The organism is Actinoplanes missouriensis 431 (assembly GCF_000284295.1).
In the GTDB taxonomy this organism is placed as follows: Bacteria; Actinomycetota; Actinomycetes; order Mycobacteriales; family Micromonosporaceae; genus Actinoplanes; species Actinoplanes missouriensis.
The window spans coordinates 5396210-5412345 of sequence record NC_017093.1; the positions used below are offsets into that span (position 1 = coordinate 5396210).

A 16136-nucleotide genomic window follows, 5' to 3' on the forward strand; every position below is an offset into this window, starting at 1 on the left:
CCCGCGGCCCACTCGCTCGGCGTCCAGCTGCCCGCGGCCCACTTGCCCGGCGTCCAGCTGCCCGGTGGTCAGCTGCCCGTTGGTCAGCTGCCCCTCACCGAGCTTCCGGTCACCCAGCTTCCGGTCCCTCAGCTTTCTGTCGGACAACATCAGACAGTCCAGCTCAGCAGCGCTCAACCCCAGGATGCCCGGCTCCCGGCCGATCAGCTTGCGGGGACGTTGCATCCGACTGCTCAGCATCCTGCGCCCCGGCGCACCGTTGTTCGGCAGCCGGCCTACTCCGGCGGTGTCGCCGCTTGATCCTGCCGTTAGGGCGCGTCACCCCACCCGCGAACGAGCGCCACGCGGACGAGCAGCGCGCGGAAAAGCACCGCACGCGAGAGCACCGCACGGACGGACAGCCCGCAGACGAACAGCCTGCGGACAAGCACCGCACGGACCGGCAGCCCACGGACGAGCGGCCCGCGCAGGGCTTGTCCGGGGCTCGTTCGCTATCGGGCGTGGAAGCGGTCCGAAAGCGCATACCTCAGCAGCACCACGTCACCGATCTGACGGACCTCGGCAAGTCCGGCGCGGTTGTCCGGCCCCCAGGGGAAGGCGCCGTCGTGCACGAAACGGGGTGCTTGGGAGTCCCCTACGAAGAACGGGGCGATGACCAGCTGCAGCTCGTCGGCGAGACCTGCCGTGAGGAACTGGGTGTGCATCCGGCCGCCGCCCTCGACCATCAGACGCCTGATGCCGCGCTCGCCGAGGTCGTCCACGATCCGGCGGACGTCGACCGGGTCACCGCCGTCCACAACGGCCGTCAGCCCACGACGAGGAAGCCCGCCGGCAGAGGGCCCACCGCCGGCAGAGGGCCTACCGCCGGCAGAGGGCCTACCGCCGGCAGGTCCGCCGCCGCCAGGCCCGCCGCTAGCAGACCCGCCGCCAGCAGGACCGCCGGCGGAGTGCTCATCGGGGACCTGAGCGGAACCCGGCCCGGCCGACTTCTCGAACAGCGCCCTGGCCTGGGCCAGCGCCGGCGTCGCGCAGTACACCAGCTTCCTCGCGTCCCCCGCCGTGAAGAACGATGCTTGTGGATCGAGGTGGCAGGTGCTGGTTACGGTGACCTTGACCGGGTTGGGATCCTCGCCGCGAGCGATCCTGGCGACCCGGCGTTCCGCCGAACGCACCAGCAGGCGCGGGTTGTCCTGGCGGATCGTCGAGGCGCCGACCAGGATCGCGTCGCAGCCGGCGCGGACCTCGTCGACCCGGTCGAAGTCCGCGTCGTTCGAGAGGAGCAGTCGTTTGTCGGAGGCGTCGTCCAGGTAGCCGTCGATCGACATGCCACAGCTCAGCAAGGTGTAAGGACGGTCAGCCACCTTCGTCACCCTAGGTCGACGATGTTCATCACGATTATCCGGGGCATGCCGCGGACGATCTTCGGGCAGATGGAGGGCCTGATCCAGGCACGGCGGCAAACAGCACGCGCGGGAATCAGGCACGGCGGAAACAGGCACGGCGGGAACCAACGAGGAGGACCGATGTTCGAAGCCCCGGCAGGTTGGGAGAAGGCGACCATCCGGCGGCAGGTCACCGTGCCGCTGCGATTCCCGGACGGGTACGCCACGAGCGCGCGGGTGATGACCTTCAACGGCCTGGTCGACGGCAAGGAGCACCTGGCACTCGGCCTCGGTGACTGGCAGCGGTCCCTGACCAAGGCGGCTGCCGGCGGGCGGGCTCCCCTGGTGCGGCCGCACAGCGAGTGCCTGACCGGCGATGTCTTCGGCAGCCAGCGCTGCGACTGCGGGCCGCAGCTGCGGGAGGCCGTCGAGCGGATCGCCGATCAGGGCGGGTTCCTGCTCTACCTGCGCCAGGAGGGCCGCGGCATCGGCCTCTACGCCAAATTGGACGCCTACGCGCTGCAGGACGACGGCCTCGACACGTACCAGGCGAATGTGGCTCTGGGCCGGGGCGAGGACGAGCGTGACTACACGGCCGCGGCGCAGATGCTCCTCGCCCTCGGTGTGGAACGGGTCCGGCTGCTCAGCAACAACCCGGACAAGGCCGCCCAGCTGGACGCGCTCGGCATCGACGTGACGCAGCGGATCCCGACCGGCGTGCACCTGTCCGCGGCCAACGTGCGCTACCTCAGCGTCAAGGCCTCCCACACGGCACACACGATCGACCTCCCGCTGGCGGAATAGCGCGAAATACGCGGAATAGCGCGAAATACAACGAGACAGACAGCGCGCGATACCACAGCGCGAGAGGGAACGAACCAGGCACAGTAGACCGTAATAGGCGGACCAGAAGCGGCGACCCTGGGCGGGTGACCTTCAGCGCCTTCTGGCGCTCGCTCCGTCACGATGGGAGGGTGACGGGCGTGAACCTTCCGGGAGCGGGCGAACTCGGCGCGATGCTCGGCGCTGTCGATCAGCTGCCCTTCATCGTCGTCGTCTGTGAGGGGCCGGACCTGCTCGTGGTCGCGTGCAACGCGGCGACCCGCGCGGTCCTGCCCGGCCGGGAGGTGATCGGCCGCCCGATCCGGGAGGTGATCAGCGATCTCTCGGGTCAGCAGTTCGTCGACGCGTACTACGAGGTGTATCGGACCGGCGAGCCGATCGCCGGACGGCAGTGGCGGGCGCACATCACGCAGCCGGACGGCTCGGTCCACGAGATGTTCGCGACCTTCACGATCGTGCCCTGGCGTGACGACGACGGCAGCTTGCGCGGGGTGATCGGGGCCGCGTTCGACGTCACCGAGCTGGCCCGCACCCGGCAGGCCGCGGAGGCCGAGGCGGACCGGTTGCGTCGTCGCTATGAGCAGAGCCGGGACGTGATCACGGCGTTGCAGCGGGAGTTGCTGCCGTCCGGCCTGCCGGTGCTTCCGGGGTTGCAGGTGGCGGCGAGTTATCTGCTCGCCGAGGCGGAGACCGGGGCGGGTGGTGACTGGTTCGACGCGGTGTCCCGGCCGGACGGCACGGTGGCCCTGGTGGTCGGTGACGTGGTGGGGCACGGCGTCACCGCGTCCGGCGTGATGGGGCAGCTCCGGGCCGTGCTCCAGGAGCGTCTCGACGCCGGCGCGAGCATCGCCGAGGCCCTGGCCGCCGCGGACCGTCTGGCCCGGCGGGTGCGCGCCGCCTACGCGTCCACGGTCTGTCTCGCCCTGCTCGATCCGCAGACCGGCGAGCTGTCCTACTGCACCGCCGGTCACCCCCCACCACTTCTCATCAAAGGTCAAAACCGTTCAGGACCACCCGTTCCGGGTACGGGACCGGCCCGCTACCTGCCCGCGACCGGTGGGACGCCGCTCGGCACCGGCGGCGCGTTCCCGACCCGGACCGCTCATCTCGACATCGGTGACCTGCTGCTTCTCTACAGCGACGGGATCGTGGAACGCCCCGGCGCGACGGACAACGCCGGCGATCTCGCGTCGGTCGCCTCGGACGCGGCGGCCGGGCGAGCCCTGCACGACCCGGCCGCGACCGCCGCCGAACGGGTCTGCACGCAGACCGTCGAGCTCCTGGTGCGGGCCGGCGGGCACTCCGACGACATCACCCTTCTCGCGGCGCAGCGCACTCCGCCCGTACCGGATCTGGTTGTCGATCTGCCGGCTGAGCCGGCGGCGTTACGCGGAGCGCGTGCCCGGATCGGGGGTTGGCTGGCCGCTCAGGGCGCCGCCGAGCATGACGTCTTCGTGCTGCAGCACGCGCTGGGCGAACTCGCCACCAATGCGATCGAGCACGCTTTCGGGGGCGCCTTCGGCAAGGACGTCATTCGGGTACGGGCGACGCTCACCCCCACCGGGCACGTGGAAGCGACCGTGACCGATCACGGGGGCTGGCGAATCCCGGAACGGCAACCGACCCGCGGCCGGGGTCTCGCGCTCACCGCGCAGCTGGTCGAGAGCCTGCGGGTGGAGCCCGGACCGGACGGGACGGTGGCGACCGTGCGGCATCCGCTGAGTCGCCCGGCCCGGCTGCTGACCGGTTTCGACGAGCCGCTCGTCGTGCCTGCGGACCTCGATGATCCGGCGATCACGGAGTTCACGATCACGGAGTTGCCCGGTGGGGACGAGGCCCGGGTGCGCCTGGACGGTCCCGTCGACGCCGCCTCCGCCGCGCTCGCCCGCCAGGAGCTGCTGCGCCGCAGCCGGGGCGGAACCGTCCCGATGACCGTGGACCTCTCCGGGGTGACGCACCTGGCCAGCGCCGGCGTGTCAGCCCTGCACATGGTCGCGGACAGCCACCGGGGCGAGGCGCCGCTCACGCTCGTCGCGCTGCCGGGCAGCCCCGCGCGGCAGGTCCTGGAGATGGTCGGCCTCTCCGGAGTCACCCCATAGTTATCCACAGGCGCTCGTTGCTGTCGGTCCCGCTCTCTACTATCGCTGGGTGACTTCGGCTCCCGCAGTGCCCGTTAACCCCGATCCCGCGGACAGCGCCACCGACGCCCTCAACCGGATCTTCGGCTACCCGTCGTTCCGCGGTGAGCAGGGCGACATCGTCGAGCATGTGATCGCCGGCGGTGACGCGCTGGTGCTGATGCCGACCGGTGGCGGCAAGTCGCTCTGCTACCAGATTCCGGCGCTGGTCCGGCCGGGCACCGGCGTGGTGATCTCGCCGCTGATCGCGCTCATGCAGGACCAGGTGAACGCGCTGCGCACGCTCGGGGTGCGGGCGAACTTCCTGAACTCCTCGCAGGACCTGGACGAGCGGCGGATCGTCGAGGCCGAGTTCGTCGCCGGCGAGCTCGACCTGCTCTACGTCGCACCCGAAGGATTGGGTACGGCCGGGGTGCAGCGCCTGCTCGACCGGGGCAAGATCTCGCTGTTCGCGATCGACGAGGCGCACTGTGTGGCGCAGTGGGGCCACGACTTCCGGCCCGACTACCTGAACCTGTCGATGCTGCACGAGCGCTGGCCGGACGTTCCCCGGATCGCGCTGACCGCCACCGCGACGCCCGCCACCCGTGACGAGATCGCGACCCGGCTGCGGCTCACCGAGGCGCGGCACTTCACCGCGAGCTTCGACCGGCCCAACATCCAATACCGGATCGTCCCCAAGAACTCGCCCAGCAAGCAGCTTCTCGACCTGTTGCGCACCGAGCACGCCGGGCACTCCGGCATCGTCTACTGCCTGTCGCGCGCCTCGGTGGAGAAGCACGCGGAGTTCCTCAGCCAGAACGGGATTCCGGCCCTGCCGTACCACGCCGGTCTGGACTCGCGGACCCGGTTCCAGAACCAGGCCCGGTTCCTCCGCGAGGACGGTCTCGTGATGGTCGCGACGATCGCGTTCGGGATGGGGATCGACAAGCCGGATGTACGGTTCGTCGCGCACCTGGACCTGCCGAAATCGGTGGAGGGGTACTACCAGGAGACCGGCCGCGCCGGACGTGACGGGCTGCCCTCGACGGCCTGGCTGGCGTACGGGCTGCAGGACGTGGTGCAGCAGCGCAAGCTGATCGACGGCTCGGACGGCGACGTGGCGTTCCGGCGCAACGCGAACCGTCACCTGGACGCGATGCTGGCGCTCTGCGAGAGCGTGACGTGCCGGCGGGGTCAGCTCCTCGAGTACTTCGGACAGACCGGCAACGCCGAGAAATGCGGCAACTGCGACACCTGCCTGACGCCGCCGGAGTCGTGGGACGGCACGGTGCCGGCGCAGAAACTGCTCTCCACCGTCTTCCGGCTGCAGAAGGAGCGCGGGCAGAAGTTCGGCGCCGGGCAGTCGATCGACATCCTGCTCGGCAAACGGACCGAGAAGGTCAGCCAGTTCCGCCACGACGAGCTGACCGTGTTCGGCATCGGCGCCGACCTGCGCGAGGCGGAGTGGCGTGGCGTGGTGCGGCAGCTGCTGGCCGGTGGTTTCCTCGCGGTCGAGGGTGAATACGGAACCCTGGCCCTGACCGAGCGCAGCGGCGAGGTGCTGCGCGGCGAGCGCAAGCTGATGATGCGCCGGGAGGTGGCGACCCGGCCGTCCCGATCCTCGTCCGGGTCATCGTCATCGTCGCGCCAGCCCGCCGCGGCGCCGGCGGACTTCCCCGAGTCGGCGGCCCCGCTGTTCGAGCGGCTGCGCGCGTGGCGCGGGTCGGTGGCGAAGGAGCAGGGCGTTCCCGCCTACGTGATCTTCCACGACGCGACGCTGCGGGCGATCGCGGCGCTGGCGCCGGCCAGCCTCGATCAGCTCGGCACGGTGACCGGTGTCGGCCAGAGCAAGCTGGCGAAGTTCGGCGAGCAGGTGCTGGAGGTCGTCGGTTCTGAACCCGCCGATGCGCAGGGGCACGATGAGTGATCCCCGGGGGCCGCAGCGGCGGCCCCCGGGAACCATTGCCCCGGAACCATCGCTCAGCTCTCGCGGATCGCCTCACCGGCGATCTCGATGCGCACCTTCTTGCCGACCAGGACGCCACCGCTCTCCAGCAGCACGTTCCAGACCAGGCCGTAGTCCTCGCGTTCGAACTCGGCCGTCGCGCTGAACCCGAAGATGTCCCGCCCGTACGGGTCCCGCCGTGCCCCGCCGAACTCCATGTGCAGGCTGATCGGCCGGGTCACGTCCTTGATCGTCAGAATGCCGCTCACCACGAACCGCCCGGACGCCCGGGTGGCCGCCGCCGGGAGGTCGGACGGGGCACCCCGCCGGGCGAGCGGGTTGTTGCGGAGCCGGGCCCACTGGAAGATCGGGTCGCTGTCCGCCTCCCACGTGATGCCGGTGCTACGGAACTCCAGCGTCTTGTAGCGCTCGACGTCGAGGAAGTCCGGGCTGGAGAGGTGCGTGTCCCGCTCCGGGTTGTGCGTGTTGATGCTGTCCGCCCGGATGGTCGCGCTGACCTGGGACTGGAGCGGGTCCTCGGCCACCAGGATCGAGGCGTTGCCCTGCGCGAACTCGCCGCGGATCGGGCTGACCATCATGTGCTGGGCGACGAACCCGATCCTCTTGTGGGCTTCATCCAGTGTGTACACACCCGGATCCGGAATCATCAGGCCGTTCCACTCCCGGATCGGCCGGTCGACGTTCACGTAGCCCCTCCCCCTCGGCACTTCGCGCCTGTTGACCCTGCACTCGTTCGGACATGCACTCGTTCGGACATGCACTCGTTCGGACCTGTGCTTGCTCGGACCTGTGCTTGCTCGGACCTGTGCTTGCTCGGACCTGTGCTTGCTCGGACCTGAACTTTGTTGACCGCGCACTTGTTGAATCGTGAATTAGTCGCGATTCTAGGCACCGCGGTGCTCGAACCGCGCCCCCGAGGATTACCTTTCGTGTCGGCCGCCACAGTCACCGGAGTGCCCAAGATCCGGGTTTTGGTCCGATTTGGTCACGTTACAGATCAGTGCTCAACAACGGCCTTGAGCTGCCCAAACGCTCGAAGGGTCGGTCATCTCAGATGAGCGGAGGACCGAATCCCCCTGCTTTTGTCGGAAGCTCGACACCGAGTCGGCAACCACTCTGCGTAGGCAAACGTGAGGATCGTCTCGTTCGACAACCAAACGACTCGCAATGACTTCACAGAATTGAATACGTTGCGAATTCGCGTGACTACACAACGATTCCTCGGCGTGCCGGAGGATCGTCCCCTGTGAACTTCCGCGGCCACCGGTGTCCCGCCGGGCCCGGCATGTGATCATTCTCCGATGGGAACCTGGGACTTCGGGCCGTTCGACAACGACAGCGCCGCCGACTGGTGCGGCGACCTGCAGGACACCGAGCCGTCCCGCCGCGTCGCGATGATCCGGGAGACCCTCAGCGAGGTGCTGCACGAGGGCGAGTACCTGGACAGCGACGAGGGCGCGGCAGCCGTCGCAGCCGCCGCGGTCATCGCCTCCCAGCTGCCCGGCGGTTCGCCGCTCACCTCCGCGTACGCCCCGGACTTCCTGACCGGGGGCGGCAGCCTGGAGATCCCCGCCGACCTGCCCGCCCTGGCGTTGCGCGCGCTGGACCGGGTGGCCGGCGACGACTCGGAGTGGCGCGACCTCTGGGAGGACAGCCTGCCGAAGGCGCTCACCGCCCTCCGCCCGGTCCGCGAGGTCCTGGAGGAAGCCGCGGCCTGAAACACGGTCGGCCAGATCAACCCGGGCCGCCCGGGCTGGGGAGGGCCGCCCCGGCAGGGCAGGGCCGCCCGCGCTGGGAGGGCCGCCCGGGCAGGGCACGGCCGCCCGGCCAAGGCAGGGCACCGCTTGGGGAGAGCAGGACCGCGCAGGGCCGGGCTCCCGGCGACTCGCGGCCTCCGGCTGAGGGCCGCGCCTACTCGGGCTGCGCCACATTCACCATCCAGGGCACGCCGAACCGGTCGACGAGCTGCCCGAACTCGTCGCCCCACATCTGTTTCTCCAGCGGCAGCGTCACCTCGCCGCCCTCGGCGAGCTCGGCCCACACCTCGCGCAATCCGTCGTCGCTGTGGCCGCTCAGGCTGACCGTCATGGTGTCGCCCGGGTTCCACCCCATGCCCGGCGGGGTGTCCGACGCCATCAGCGTGTAGCCCTGCGGCGTGTCCAGCCGGGCATGCATGAGTTTGTCCTGGAACGCGGGATCGGGCATGCCGAACTCACCGAACGTCGACATGGACAGCTCACCGCCGAAAACGCCGCGGTAGAACTCCATGGCCTCGCGGGCGTTGCCGTTGAACGAGATGTAGGGGTTCAGTCGAGAAGTCATGCCCGCACGCTAGACCGGCCCTCCGACACTTTCCGCGCGATCGACGCGCGTCCACCCGCTCGATACCGCGCGGCCCACCGTCACCATTTTGCGTGGCGCTCGAGTAAATACCGGCGGGATAAGACGATGGTCAATAGGAAAGCAGGCGGGTACGAGGCGCATCACCCCGTACCCGCCGCTATCGGATCAACGGTGATCCGAGCCCTCGGATTCGACAGCCGCCCGGCCCGCTTCGAGACGGGCGATCGGCACCCGGAACGGTGAGCACGACACGTAGTCCAGGCCCACCTCGTGGAAGAAGTGCACCGAGTCCGGGTCGCCGCCGTGCTCGCCGCAGACACCGAGCTTCAGACCGGGACGGGCGGCCCGGCCCTCCTCCGCGGCGATCCGCACGAGCCGGCCCACGCCGTCGGTGTCGATCGACTCGAACGGCGAGATGCCGAAGATGCCGAGTTCCAGGTACCGCCAGAAGAACGCGCCCTCGACGTCGTCCCGGGAGAAGCCCCAGCCCATCTGGGTCAGGTCGTTGGTGCCGAACGAGAAGAACTCGGCGGCCTCGGCGATCTGCCCGGCGGTCAGAGCGGCCCGCGGCACCTCGATCATCGTGCCGATGAGGATCTCGACGGCGGAGCCGCCCGGAGAAGCGGAGCTGCCTGCGGAGCCGGACGACCCGAGCACCTCCGCGATGATCTTCTCAGCCTCCGCCCGTACCGTCTCAAGCTCTTGAACCGCACCGACCAGAGGGACCATGATCTCCGGCCGCGGCTTGCCGCCCTCGGCGGCGAGCGCGGCGGCCGCCTCGGCGATCGCCCGCACCTGCATCGCGAAAAGACCGGGAATGACCAGGCCGAGCCGTACGCCACGAAGCCCGAGCATCGGGTTCTGCTCGTGCATCCGGCGCACCGCCGCGAGCATCTGCTCGTCGTGCTCGACCCGCTGGCCGTGCTCGTGCGCGACGGCGACCTTGACCGCCAGCTCCTCCAGCGACGGCAGGAACTCGTGCAGCGGCGGGTCGATCAGCCGGACCGTCACGGGCAGGCCGTTCATCTCCCGGAAGATGTCCAGGAAGTCCGCCCGCTGCAGCGGCAGCAGGGTCGCGAGGGCGTCGTCGCGCTCCGCCTCGGTACGCGCCAGGATGAGCCGTTCCACCAGCTCACGGCGGTCGCCGAGGAACATGTGCTCGGTGCGGCACAGCCCGATGCCCTGGGCGCCGAACCGCCGTGCCCGGGCCGCGTCGGCGCCGGTGTCCGCGTTCGTGCGGACGGTGAGGCGGCGCTTCTCGTCGGCGTGCGTGATGATCCGGTGCACGGCGTAGACCAGCGGATCGTTGGCCTGGGCCGGGTCGAGGTCCCCCTCGAAGTACTGCACGACCTCGCTCGGCCGGACCGGCACCTCACCGAGGTAGACCCGGCCGGTCGTGCCGTCGATCGAGACCACGTCACCCTCGTTGACGGTGTGCGAGCCCACCGTGAAGGAAGCCGGCCCGACCTCCATCTCGTCGGCGCCGCAGACGCACGTCTTGCCCATGCCGCGGGCCACGACGGCGGCGTGCGAGGTCTTGCCGCCGCGGCTGGTCAGGATGCCCTGCGCGGCGATCATGCCGGGCAGGTCGTCCGGGTTCGTCTCCCGCCGGACCAGGATCACCTGCTTGCCCTGGGCGGCCACCTCGACGGCCCGCTGCGCGGTGAACACCACCTCGCCGTAGGCGGCGCCCGGCGAGGCGCCCACGCCCCGGGTGATCGGGGACGGGTCGCCGGAGAGGTCGAACCGGGGGAACATCAGCTGCCCGAGCTGGGCGCCGCTGACCCGGATCAGCGCCTCGTCGAGGTCGATCACGCCCTCGTCGACGAGCTGGCTGGCGATGGTGAACGCGGCGGCCGCGGTGCGCTTGCCGACCCGGGTCTGCAGCATCCAGAGCTTGCCGCGCTCGATGGTGAACTCGATGTCGCAGAGGTCCCGGTAGTGCCCTTCCAGCGTCGCCATGATCTGCATCAGCTCGTCGTAGGACTTCTTGTCGAGCCGTTCCAGGTCCGCGAGGGACAGCGTGTTGCGGATGCCGGCGACCACGTCCTCGCCCTGCGCGTTGGACAGGTAGTCGCCGTAGACGCCCTGCTCACCGGTGGCCGGGTCGCGGGTGAACGCGACGCCGGTGCCGGAGTCCGATCCCAGGTTGCCGAAGACCATCGCGACCACGTTGACCGCGGTGCCCAGGTCGGCCGGGATGCGCTCCTGGCGGCGGTAGAGCACGGCACGGTCCGCGTTCCACGATCGGAAGACCGCCGCGATCGCCAGGTCGAGCTGCTCCCGCGGATCCTGCGGGAACTCGTGTCCGGTGTGTTTGACGAACACCTTCTTGTACGCGGTGACCAGCGCGCGCAGGTCGTCGGCGTCGAGCTGGACGTCGTCCTTGACGCCCTTCGCCACCTTCGCCTCGTGCAGCGCGTCCTCGAACTCGTGCCCCGGCACCTCGCAGACGGTCTTGCCGAACATCTGGATGAGCCGCCGGTACGAGTCCCACGCGAACCTGTCGTTGCCACCGGCCTGCCGGGACAGCCTGTCCACCGACGCGTCGTTGAGCCCGACGTTGAGGACGGTCTCCATCATCCCCGGCATCGAGAACTTGGCGCCTGAGCGGACCGAGACGAGCAGCGGGTCGTTCGCGTCGCCGAGACGCCGGCCCATGTCGCGTTCCAGGGTGGCGAGGTGCTCGTCGATCTCCGCGCCGAGCCCGTCCACCTGCGTGCCGTTCTTGAGGAATTCCTTGCAAGCCTCAGCGGTGATCGTGAATCCGGGTGGGACGGGCAGGCCGAGGTTCGTCATCTCCGCGAGATTGGCGCCCTTGCCACCGAGCAGATCTTTGAGGTCCTTGTTTCCCTCATGGAAGTCGTAGACGAACTTCATGCCGCACCCACCTCCGGTTAAGAATCCGCGGCCGACGATGGTTTCTGCCCCGGGATTCGTAAGGCTAAGCACGCCAGAAGCGAATAGTTAACACTCCGATGACTTTTTCACACCGTGACGGAGAAGCCTGATCGGATCACGCTCTCTCCGCGCAGTAATGCGCAGAGCCCGAGAAAGCGGGGCCCTCAGATGCTGAACAGACGGGTGGTCGCGGGCGACGGAAGAGGCAGCGGCCCGGGCGTGGACACCGGGATGGCACCGGGATGGCACGGAGAAGCCGGTCCAGCCTCCCGGCGAACGGGACTGCCCCCTCACGAACCGGGCACTCCGCGCCACACCCCGCCGGCCCTCTGCTGGACCCGTGACCCACCTCTGGCCACCATGAATCACCTCTGGCAACCATGAGCAGCGACAAGTGCCCAGGAGCAGCAGAACGCCGCCAGGAGCAGCAGGAACGCCGATGCGCATCCCCCGATGCCGGCTGACCACAAACTGAGGTTGATGAGCCAACCCGAAGCCTAGGGGAACGCTGAACAGCGCTCAACAAAGTTCACCAGGACGGTGGAGTCCGCATCGGACAGTCGGGTGAGGCCGGTGAGGAGGGCCGGAAAATAAGGGCGCCGCTGCGAATTCCACGGGGGAAGAACTCGCAACGGCGCATGGCGAACAATAGACCACTGAGGTCACGTTGTCCATCCCACAGGTCGGCTCGTTCTAGCCGGACCCGTCTTCTGGCCGGCCCGGCTTCTGGCCGACCCGTCTTCTAACTGGCCCGGCTTCTAGCCGACCCGCTGGACGACCGAGCCGACGAGCCGCTGCCAGTCCGCCTCGAAGTTCGGCGAGGCGCTCGCGCTGTCCAGGCGGTAGATCGCGTAGGTATCGACGATCACCACGTTCCGGCTGGTCAGCACGGCTACCGCGGTGTCAGCGGTGCCCGGATGGGCGGCCTCGTAGTTCTTGTGCCGGACGATCACGAAGCCGGTCCAGCCGCCCTCGTTAAGCTCGCGGACCTCGGCGGTCTCGGTGAAGGCCGGCTCGTTGCGGTCCGCGGTGACCGTGGCCGGCACCTCGGCCGACGGCGGGCACTGGCCGGCCACGGTGCGCAGCAGCGCCAGACCGGCCTGCGCGGACGCGGCGTCCGGGTAGACCAGGGCGGTCTGGTGCAGGGTCTGCGCGCCGGTCTGCCCCTCGTCGGCGAGCGACGACGAGACCAGCTCGGCGCCGGGCGGCACCTCGGGCGGCGTGCTCGTGGCCCCGCAGAAGCTGACGAGCGTCTGCGCGGGCGCCGCGCTCTCCTCGGGAGCGGCCCAGGTCGGCCCGATCTCGGAGGCCTGCAGGAAGGCGCCGCGCATCGTGGTCACGCTGACCAGGCCACCGTCGGGCCCGGGGTCCGGCTCGTCCGACGAGCTGCAGCCGGCGACGAGGCTGCTGCCGGCGAGGCTCAGCGCGCAGACAGCGGCGAACGAGACGGCCCTGCCGGCAGCGGAACGGGAGGCTCCGGCAGCCAAGCGAGGGGCTCGGGCAGCAACGCGAAGGGCTCCGGCAGCAAAGCGGGGGGCGAACATCGGGCCATCTTGACAGACCCGGCCGATCCTGGGAAAAGCTCGACAACGCGTGAACGATCCACCACAACCGGCTAGCCGTCCCACGGCTCGAACTCACCCGTCGCGCCCAGCGTGGATCACGGTTAGCGTGACGGATAGCGGTGTCACTGGCGACTCGCCGCCGAGGAGGCCCTCATGCGCATCGATGCCATCGCCGCTCGCCTGCGGGCGGAGATCGGCGCGGACCGGGTGCTCAGCGACCGGCAGCAGCTGCGGACCTACGAGTGCGACGGGCTCGCCCACTACAAGGTCATCCCCGCGCTCGTCGTCCTCGCCGGCTCCGAGGAGGACGTGGTGGCGACCGTGCGGGCCTGCGCCGAGGCACACGTCCCGTTCGTGGCGCGCGGTTCCGGGACGGGGCTCAGCGGCGGCGCGCTCCCCCATGCGGACGGCGTGCTGATCGTGACGTCGCAACTGCGGACGATCGTGGAGCTGCGGCCGGAGGACGAGCGCGCGGTGGTCCAGCCCGGCGTGATCAACCTGCAGGTGACGAAGGCTGCCACGCCGTTCGGCCACTACTACGCGCCGGACCCGTCCAGCCAGCAGATCTGCTCGATCGGCGGCAACGTGGCGGAGAACTCCGGCGGCGCCCACTGCCTGAAGTACGGCTTCACCACCAACCATGTGACGGGGCTGCGCGTGGTCGCCCCGGACGGTGACCTGGTCGAGCTGGGGGGCTTGGCCCCGGATACGCCCGGTTACGACCTGCTCGGCGCGTTCGTCGGATCGGAGGGCACGCTCGGGATCGCCACCGAGGTGACGGTGAAGCTGACCCGGTTGCCGGAGACCGTCCGTACCCTGCTGGCCGCCTTCGCCTCCACCGACCAGGCCGGCGCCGCCACCTCGGCGATCATCGCGGCCGGCGTGGTGCCGGCGGCGATCGAGATGATGGACGCGCTCTCCATCGAGGCCGCCGAGTCCGCGGTCCACTGCAACTATCCGGCCGGCGCCGGCGCGGTGCTGATCGTGGAGTTGGACGGTCCCTCAGCCGAGGTCGAGGCCCAGTTCACCGAGGTGACCGCGCTCTGTGAGCAGGCCGGCGCGTTCGAGATCCGGGTGGCCGCCGACGACGCCGAGCGGCAGCTGATCTGGCGGGGGCGCAAGTCGGCGTTCGCGGCGGTCGGACGGATCAGCCCGGACTACATCGTCCAGGACGGAGTGATCCCGCGGACCGCGCTGCCCGAGGTCCTCCGCCGGATCAACGAGGTGGCCGACGAGCACGGCGTGCGGGTCGCGAACGTGTTCCACGCCGGCGACGGCAACCTGCACCCGCTGGTGCTCTTCGACGACGGCGTGCCGGGCGAGGCGGAACGCGCCGAGACCGTCTCCGGCGCGATCATCGACCTCTGCATCGAGCACGGCGGCTCGATCACCGGTGAACACGGCGTCGGCGTCGACAAGGCCCGGTACATGCCCCGGATGTTCAGCGACACCGATCTGGAGACCATGCACCTGGTGCGCTGCGCGTTCGATCCGGAGAACCTGGCGAACCCCGGCAAGATCTTCCCCACCCCACGCCTCTGCGGCGAACGTCCCGGCCGTCACCGGGGCGCGCTCGATCACGAGGGCGCGGAGGTGTTCTGAGTGGCGGATCTCGAAGAGCTCTTCGCGGCGGGCGCCGTCGAGGCAGGCCCGGACGACGTGGTCGGCGGCGTGCCGGCCCGGCTGGTCGCGGCACCGGCCAGCACCGAGGAGGCGGCGGCGCTGATCGCCGCCTCCTCGGACCTGACCGTGGCGATCCGCGGCAGCGGCACGAAACTCGCCTGGGGTCCGCCGCCCCGCGCACTCGACCTGATCATCGACACCCGGCGGCTGACCGGTGTGGTCGAGCACGCGGCCGGCGATCTGATCACGGTGGTCCGGGCCGGCACGCCGATGGCGGACCTGCACGCCCTCCCCGGTCAGCAGCTGGCGCTCGACGCGATGCGGCCCTCGCCCGGCACTGCGGGCGGCGCTGCCAGCAGCGCTGCGGCCGGTCTTTCCGGCGGCTCTTCGGGTGGGGCTGAGGGCGGCACTGCGGGCGACACTGCGGGCGACACTGCGGGCGACACTGCGGGCGACACTGCGGGCGGCACTGCGGGCGGCACTGCGGGCGGGACCGTCGCGGCGAACGCCAGCGGGCCGCGCCGGCTGCGCTACGGGACGGCGCGGGACCTGCTGATCGGCATCACCGTGGTCCGGCCCGACGGCCGGATCACGCGGGCCGGCGGCAAGGTGGTGAAGAACGTCGCCGGCTACGACCTGGGCAAGCTTTACACCGGTTCCTTCGGAACCCTGGGGCTGATCACCGAGTGTGTGTTCCGGCTGCATCCGGCACCGGCGGCGATCGCTTTCGTACGGGCCGTCGCGCCTCCCGGCCACGCGGCGCGCATCCTGGCCGCCCAGGTGGCGCCGAGCGCTCTCGAGGTGCACGCCGCGCCGGGCGCCGACCCGGAGATCGCGGTGCTGATCGAGGGAACGGCCGCCGGGGTGCGCGACCGGGCCGCCGAGGTGGCCCGGATGCTCGGGGCGGGCACCAGCGCGGGAGCCCATGCCGGAACCACTGGCGAGGCCGGCGCGCGGCCGGGCTCGGGGAGCGTCGACATCGGGACCGATCCGCCGCCGTGGTGGGGCGCGATGCCGCCGGGTGACGTCCTGGTCAAGCTGACCGGCGTGCTGTCGCAGGTCCCGGCCCTGGTCGCGACGGCCGTCGGCGCCGGGGCGACGGTGACCGGCTCGGCCGGCGCCGGGGTGCTCTACGCGGCGTTCCCGGCGGACTGCCCCGAGCCGCACGGGCGGGTGGAGCTGATGCGGGCGGCCGCGATCCGGGCCGGCGGGCATGCCGTGGTGCTGACCGCGCCGGACGGCCTGCGGGACACCCTGGACATGTGGGGGCCGGTGCCGGGGCTCGCCCTGATGCGCCGGGTGAAGGCGCAGTTCGACCCGGACCACCGGTTCGCACCCGGCCGGTTCGTGGGCGGGATCTGAGTTTGTACGGGATCTGAGTTGGCTGGATCTG

11 protein-coding genes are annotated in these 16136 nt (G+C 70.4%); 6 read left to right on the forward strand and 5 right to left on the reverse strand.

Annotation, left to right across the window (positions count from 1 at the left end; all coding sequences use genetic code 11):
- Positions 1–491: 491 nt before the first annotated feature.
- Positions 492–1361, reverse strand: coding sequence for a RibD family protein (locus AMIS_RS44260; protein WP_041831262.1), 870 nt, complete (start codon positions 1359–1361; stop codon positions 492–494).
- A gap of 162 nt (positions 1362–1523) precedes the next feature.
- On the opposite strand from AMIS_RS44260, the gene AMIS_RS25040 reads away from it, so the two are divergent.
- The 3 genes from AMIS_RS25040 to recQ all read left to right on the forward strand — a co-directional run bounded on the left by AMIS_RS25040 (position 1524) and on the right by recQ (position 6272).
- On the forward strand, positions 1524–2186 hold the full coding sequence (locus tag AMIS_RS25040; protein WP_014445202.1) for a GTP cyclohydrolase II: 663 nt from the start codon (positions 1524–1526) through the stop codon (positions 2184–2186).
- A 179-nt stretch (positions 2187–2365) separates the two neighbouring features.
- On the forward strand, positions 2366–4324 hold the full coding sequence (locus AMIS_RS25045) for a SpoIIE family protein phosphatase (RefSeq protein WP_231859079.1): 1959 nt from the start codon (positions 2366–2368) through the stop codon (positions 4322–4324).
- 49 nt (positions 4325–4373) lie between these two features.
- Positions 4374–6272, forward strand: a complete 1899-nt coding sequence (recQ, locus tag AMIS_RS25050) for a DNA helicase RecQ (RefSeq protein ID WP_014445204.1) — start codon at positions 4374–4376, stop codon at positions 6270–6272.
- Positions 6273–6325: 53 nt separating this feature from the next.
- Here recQ and AMIS_RS25055 read toward each other — a convergent pair whose 3' ends face one another.
- Positions 6326–6958, reverse strand: coding sequence for a YceI family protein (locus AMIS_RS25055; RefSeq protein WP_051042559.1), 633 nt, complete (start codon positions 6956–6958; stop codon positions 6326–6328).
- 654 nt (positions 6959–7612) lie between these two features.
- Between AMIS_RS25055 and AMIS_RS25060 the strand changes: the two genes are divergently transcribed.
- Positions 7613–8029: a DUF4259 domain-containing protein gene (locus AMIS_RS25060; RefSeq protein WP_014445206.1), complete on the forward strand. Its 417-nt coding sequence runs from the start codon at positions 7613–7615 to the stop codon at positions 8027–8029.
- Positions 8030–8222: 193 nt separating this feature from the next.
- Here the strand turns inward: AMIS_RS25060 and AMIS_RS25065 are convergent, their stop codons facing one another.
- The 3 genes from AMIS_RS25065 to AMIS_RS25075 form a co-directional block, all read right to left on the reverse strand.
- Positions 8223–8633 (reverse strand): VOC family protein, encoded by a 411-nt coding sequence (locus AMIS_RS25065; RefSeq protein ID WP_014445207.1) that lies wholly within the window; start codon positions 8631–8633, stop codon positions 8223–8225.
- Between the two features lie 186 nt (positions 8634–8819).
- Positions 8820–11534 (reverse strand): pyruvate, phosphate dikinase, encoded by a 2715-nt coding sequence (gene ppdK, locus AMIS_RS25070; protein ID WP_014445208.1) that lies wholly within the window; start codon positions 11532–11534, stop codon positions 8820–8822.
- A 779-nt stretch (positions 11535–12313) separates the two neighbouring features.
- On the reverse strand, positions 12314–13042 hold the full coding sequence (locus AMIS_RS25075) for a hypothetical protein (RefSeq protein ID WP_014445209.1): 729 nt from the start codon (positions 13040–13042) through the stop codon (positions 12314–12316).
- A 231-nt stretch (positions 13043–13273) separates the two neighbouring features.
- On the opposite strand from AMIS_RS25075, the gene AMIS_RS25080 reads away from it, so the two are divergent.
- Both AMIS_RS25080 and AMIS_RS25085 read left to right on the forward strand, forming a co-directional pair.
- A complete protein-coding gene (locus AMIS_RS25080; RefSeq protein ID WP_014445210.1) occupies positions 13274–14722 on the forward strand; it encodes an FAD-linked oxidase C-terminal domain-containing protein in 1449 nt (482 codons plus the stop codon).
- Positions 14723–16105, forward strand: a complete 1383-nt coding sequence (locus tag AMIS_RS25085; protein WP_014445211.1) for an FAD-binding oxidoreductase — start codon at positions 14723–14725, stop codon at positions 16103–16105.
- The last annotated feature ends 31 nt before the right edge of the window (positions 16106–16136 follow it).

Excerpts from the sequence above, each read along its gene's own strand:
- AMIS_RS25065 (WP_014445207.1), bottom strand. The coding sequence starts at position 8,633 with ATGACTTCTCGACTGAACCCCTACATCTCGTTCAACGGCAACGCCCGC.
- ppdK (WP_014445208.1), bottom strand. The coding sequence starts at position 11,534 with ATGAAGTTCGTCTACGACTTCCATGAGGGAAACAAGGACCTCAAAGAT.
- AMIS_RS25080 (WP_014445210.1), top strand. The coding sequence starts at position 13,274 with ATGCGCATCGATGCCATCGCCGCTCGCCTGCGGGCGGAGATCGGCGCG.
- AMIS_RS25040 (WP_014445202.1), top strand. The coding sequence starts at position 1,524 with ATGTTCGAAGCCCCGGCAGGTTGGGAGAAGGCGACCATCCGGCGGCAG.
- AMIS_RS25060 (WP_014445206.1), top strand. The coding sequence starts at position 7,613 with ATGGGAACCTGGGACTTCGGGCCGTTCGACAACGACAGCGCCGCCGAC.
- AMIS_RS25055 (WP_051042559.1), bottom strand. The coding sequence starts at position 6,958 with ATGATTCCGGATCCGGGTGTGTACACACTGGATGAAGCCCACAAGAGG.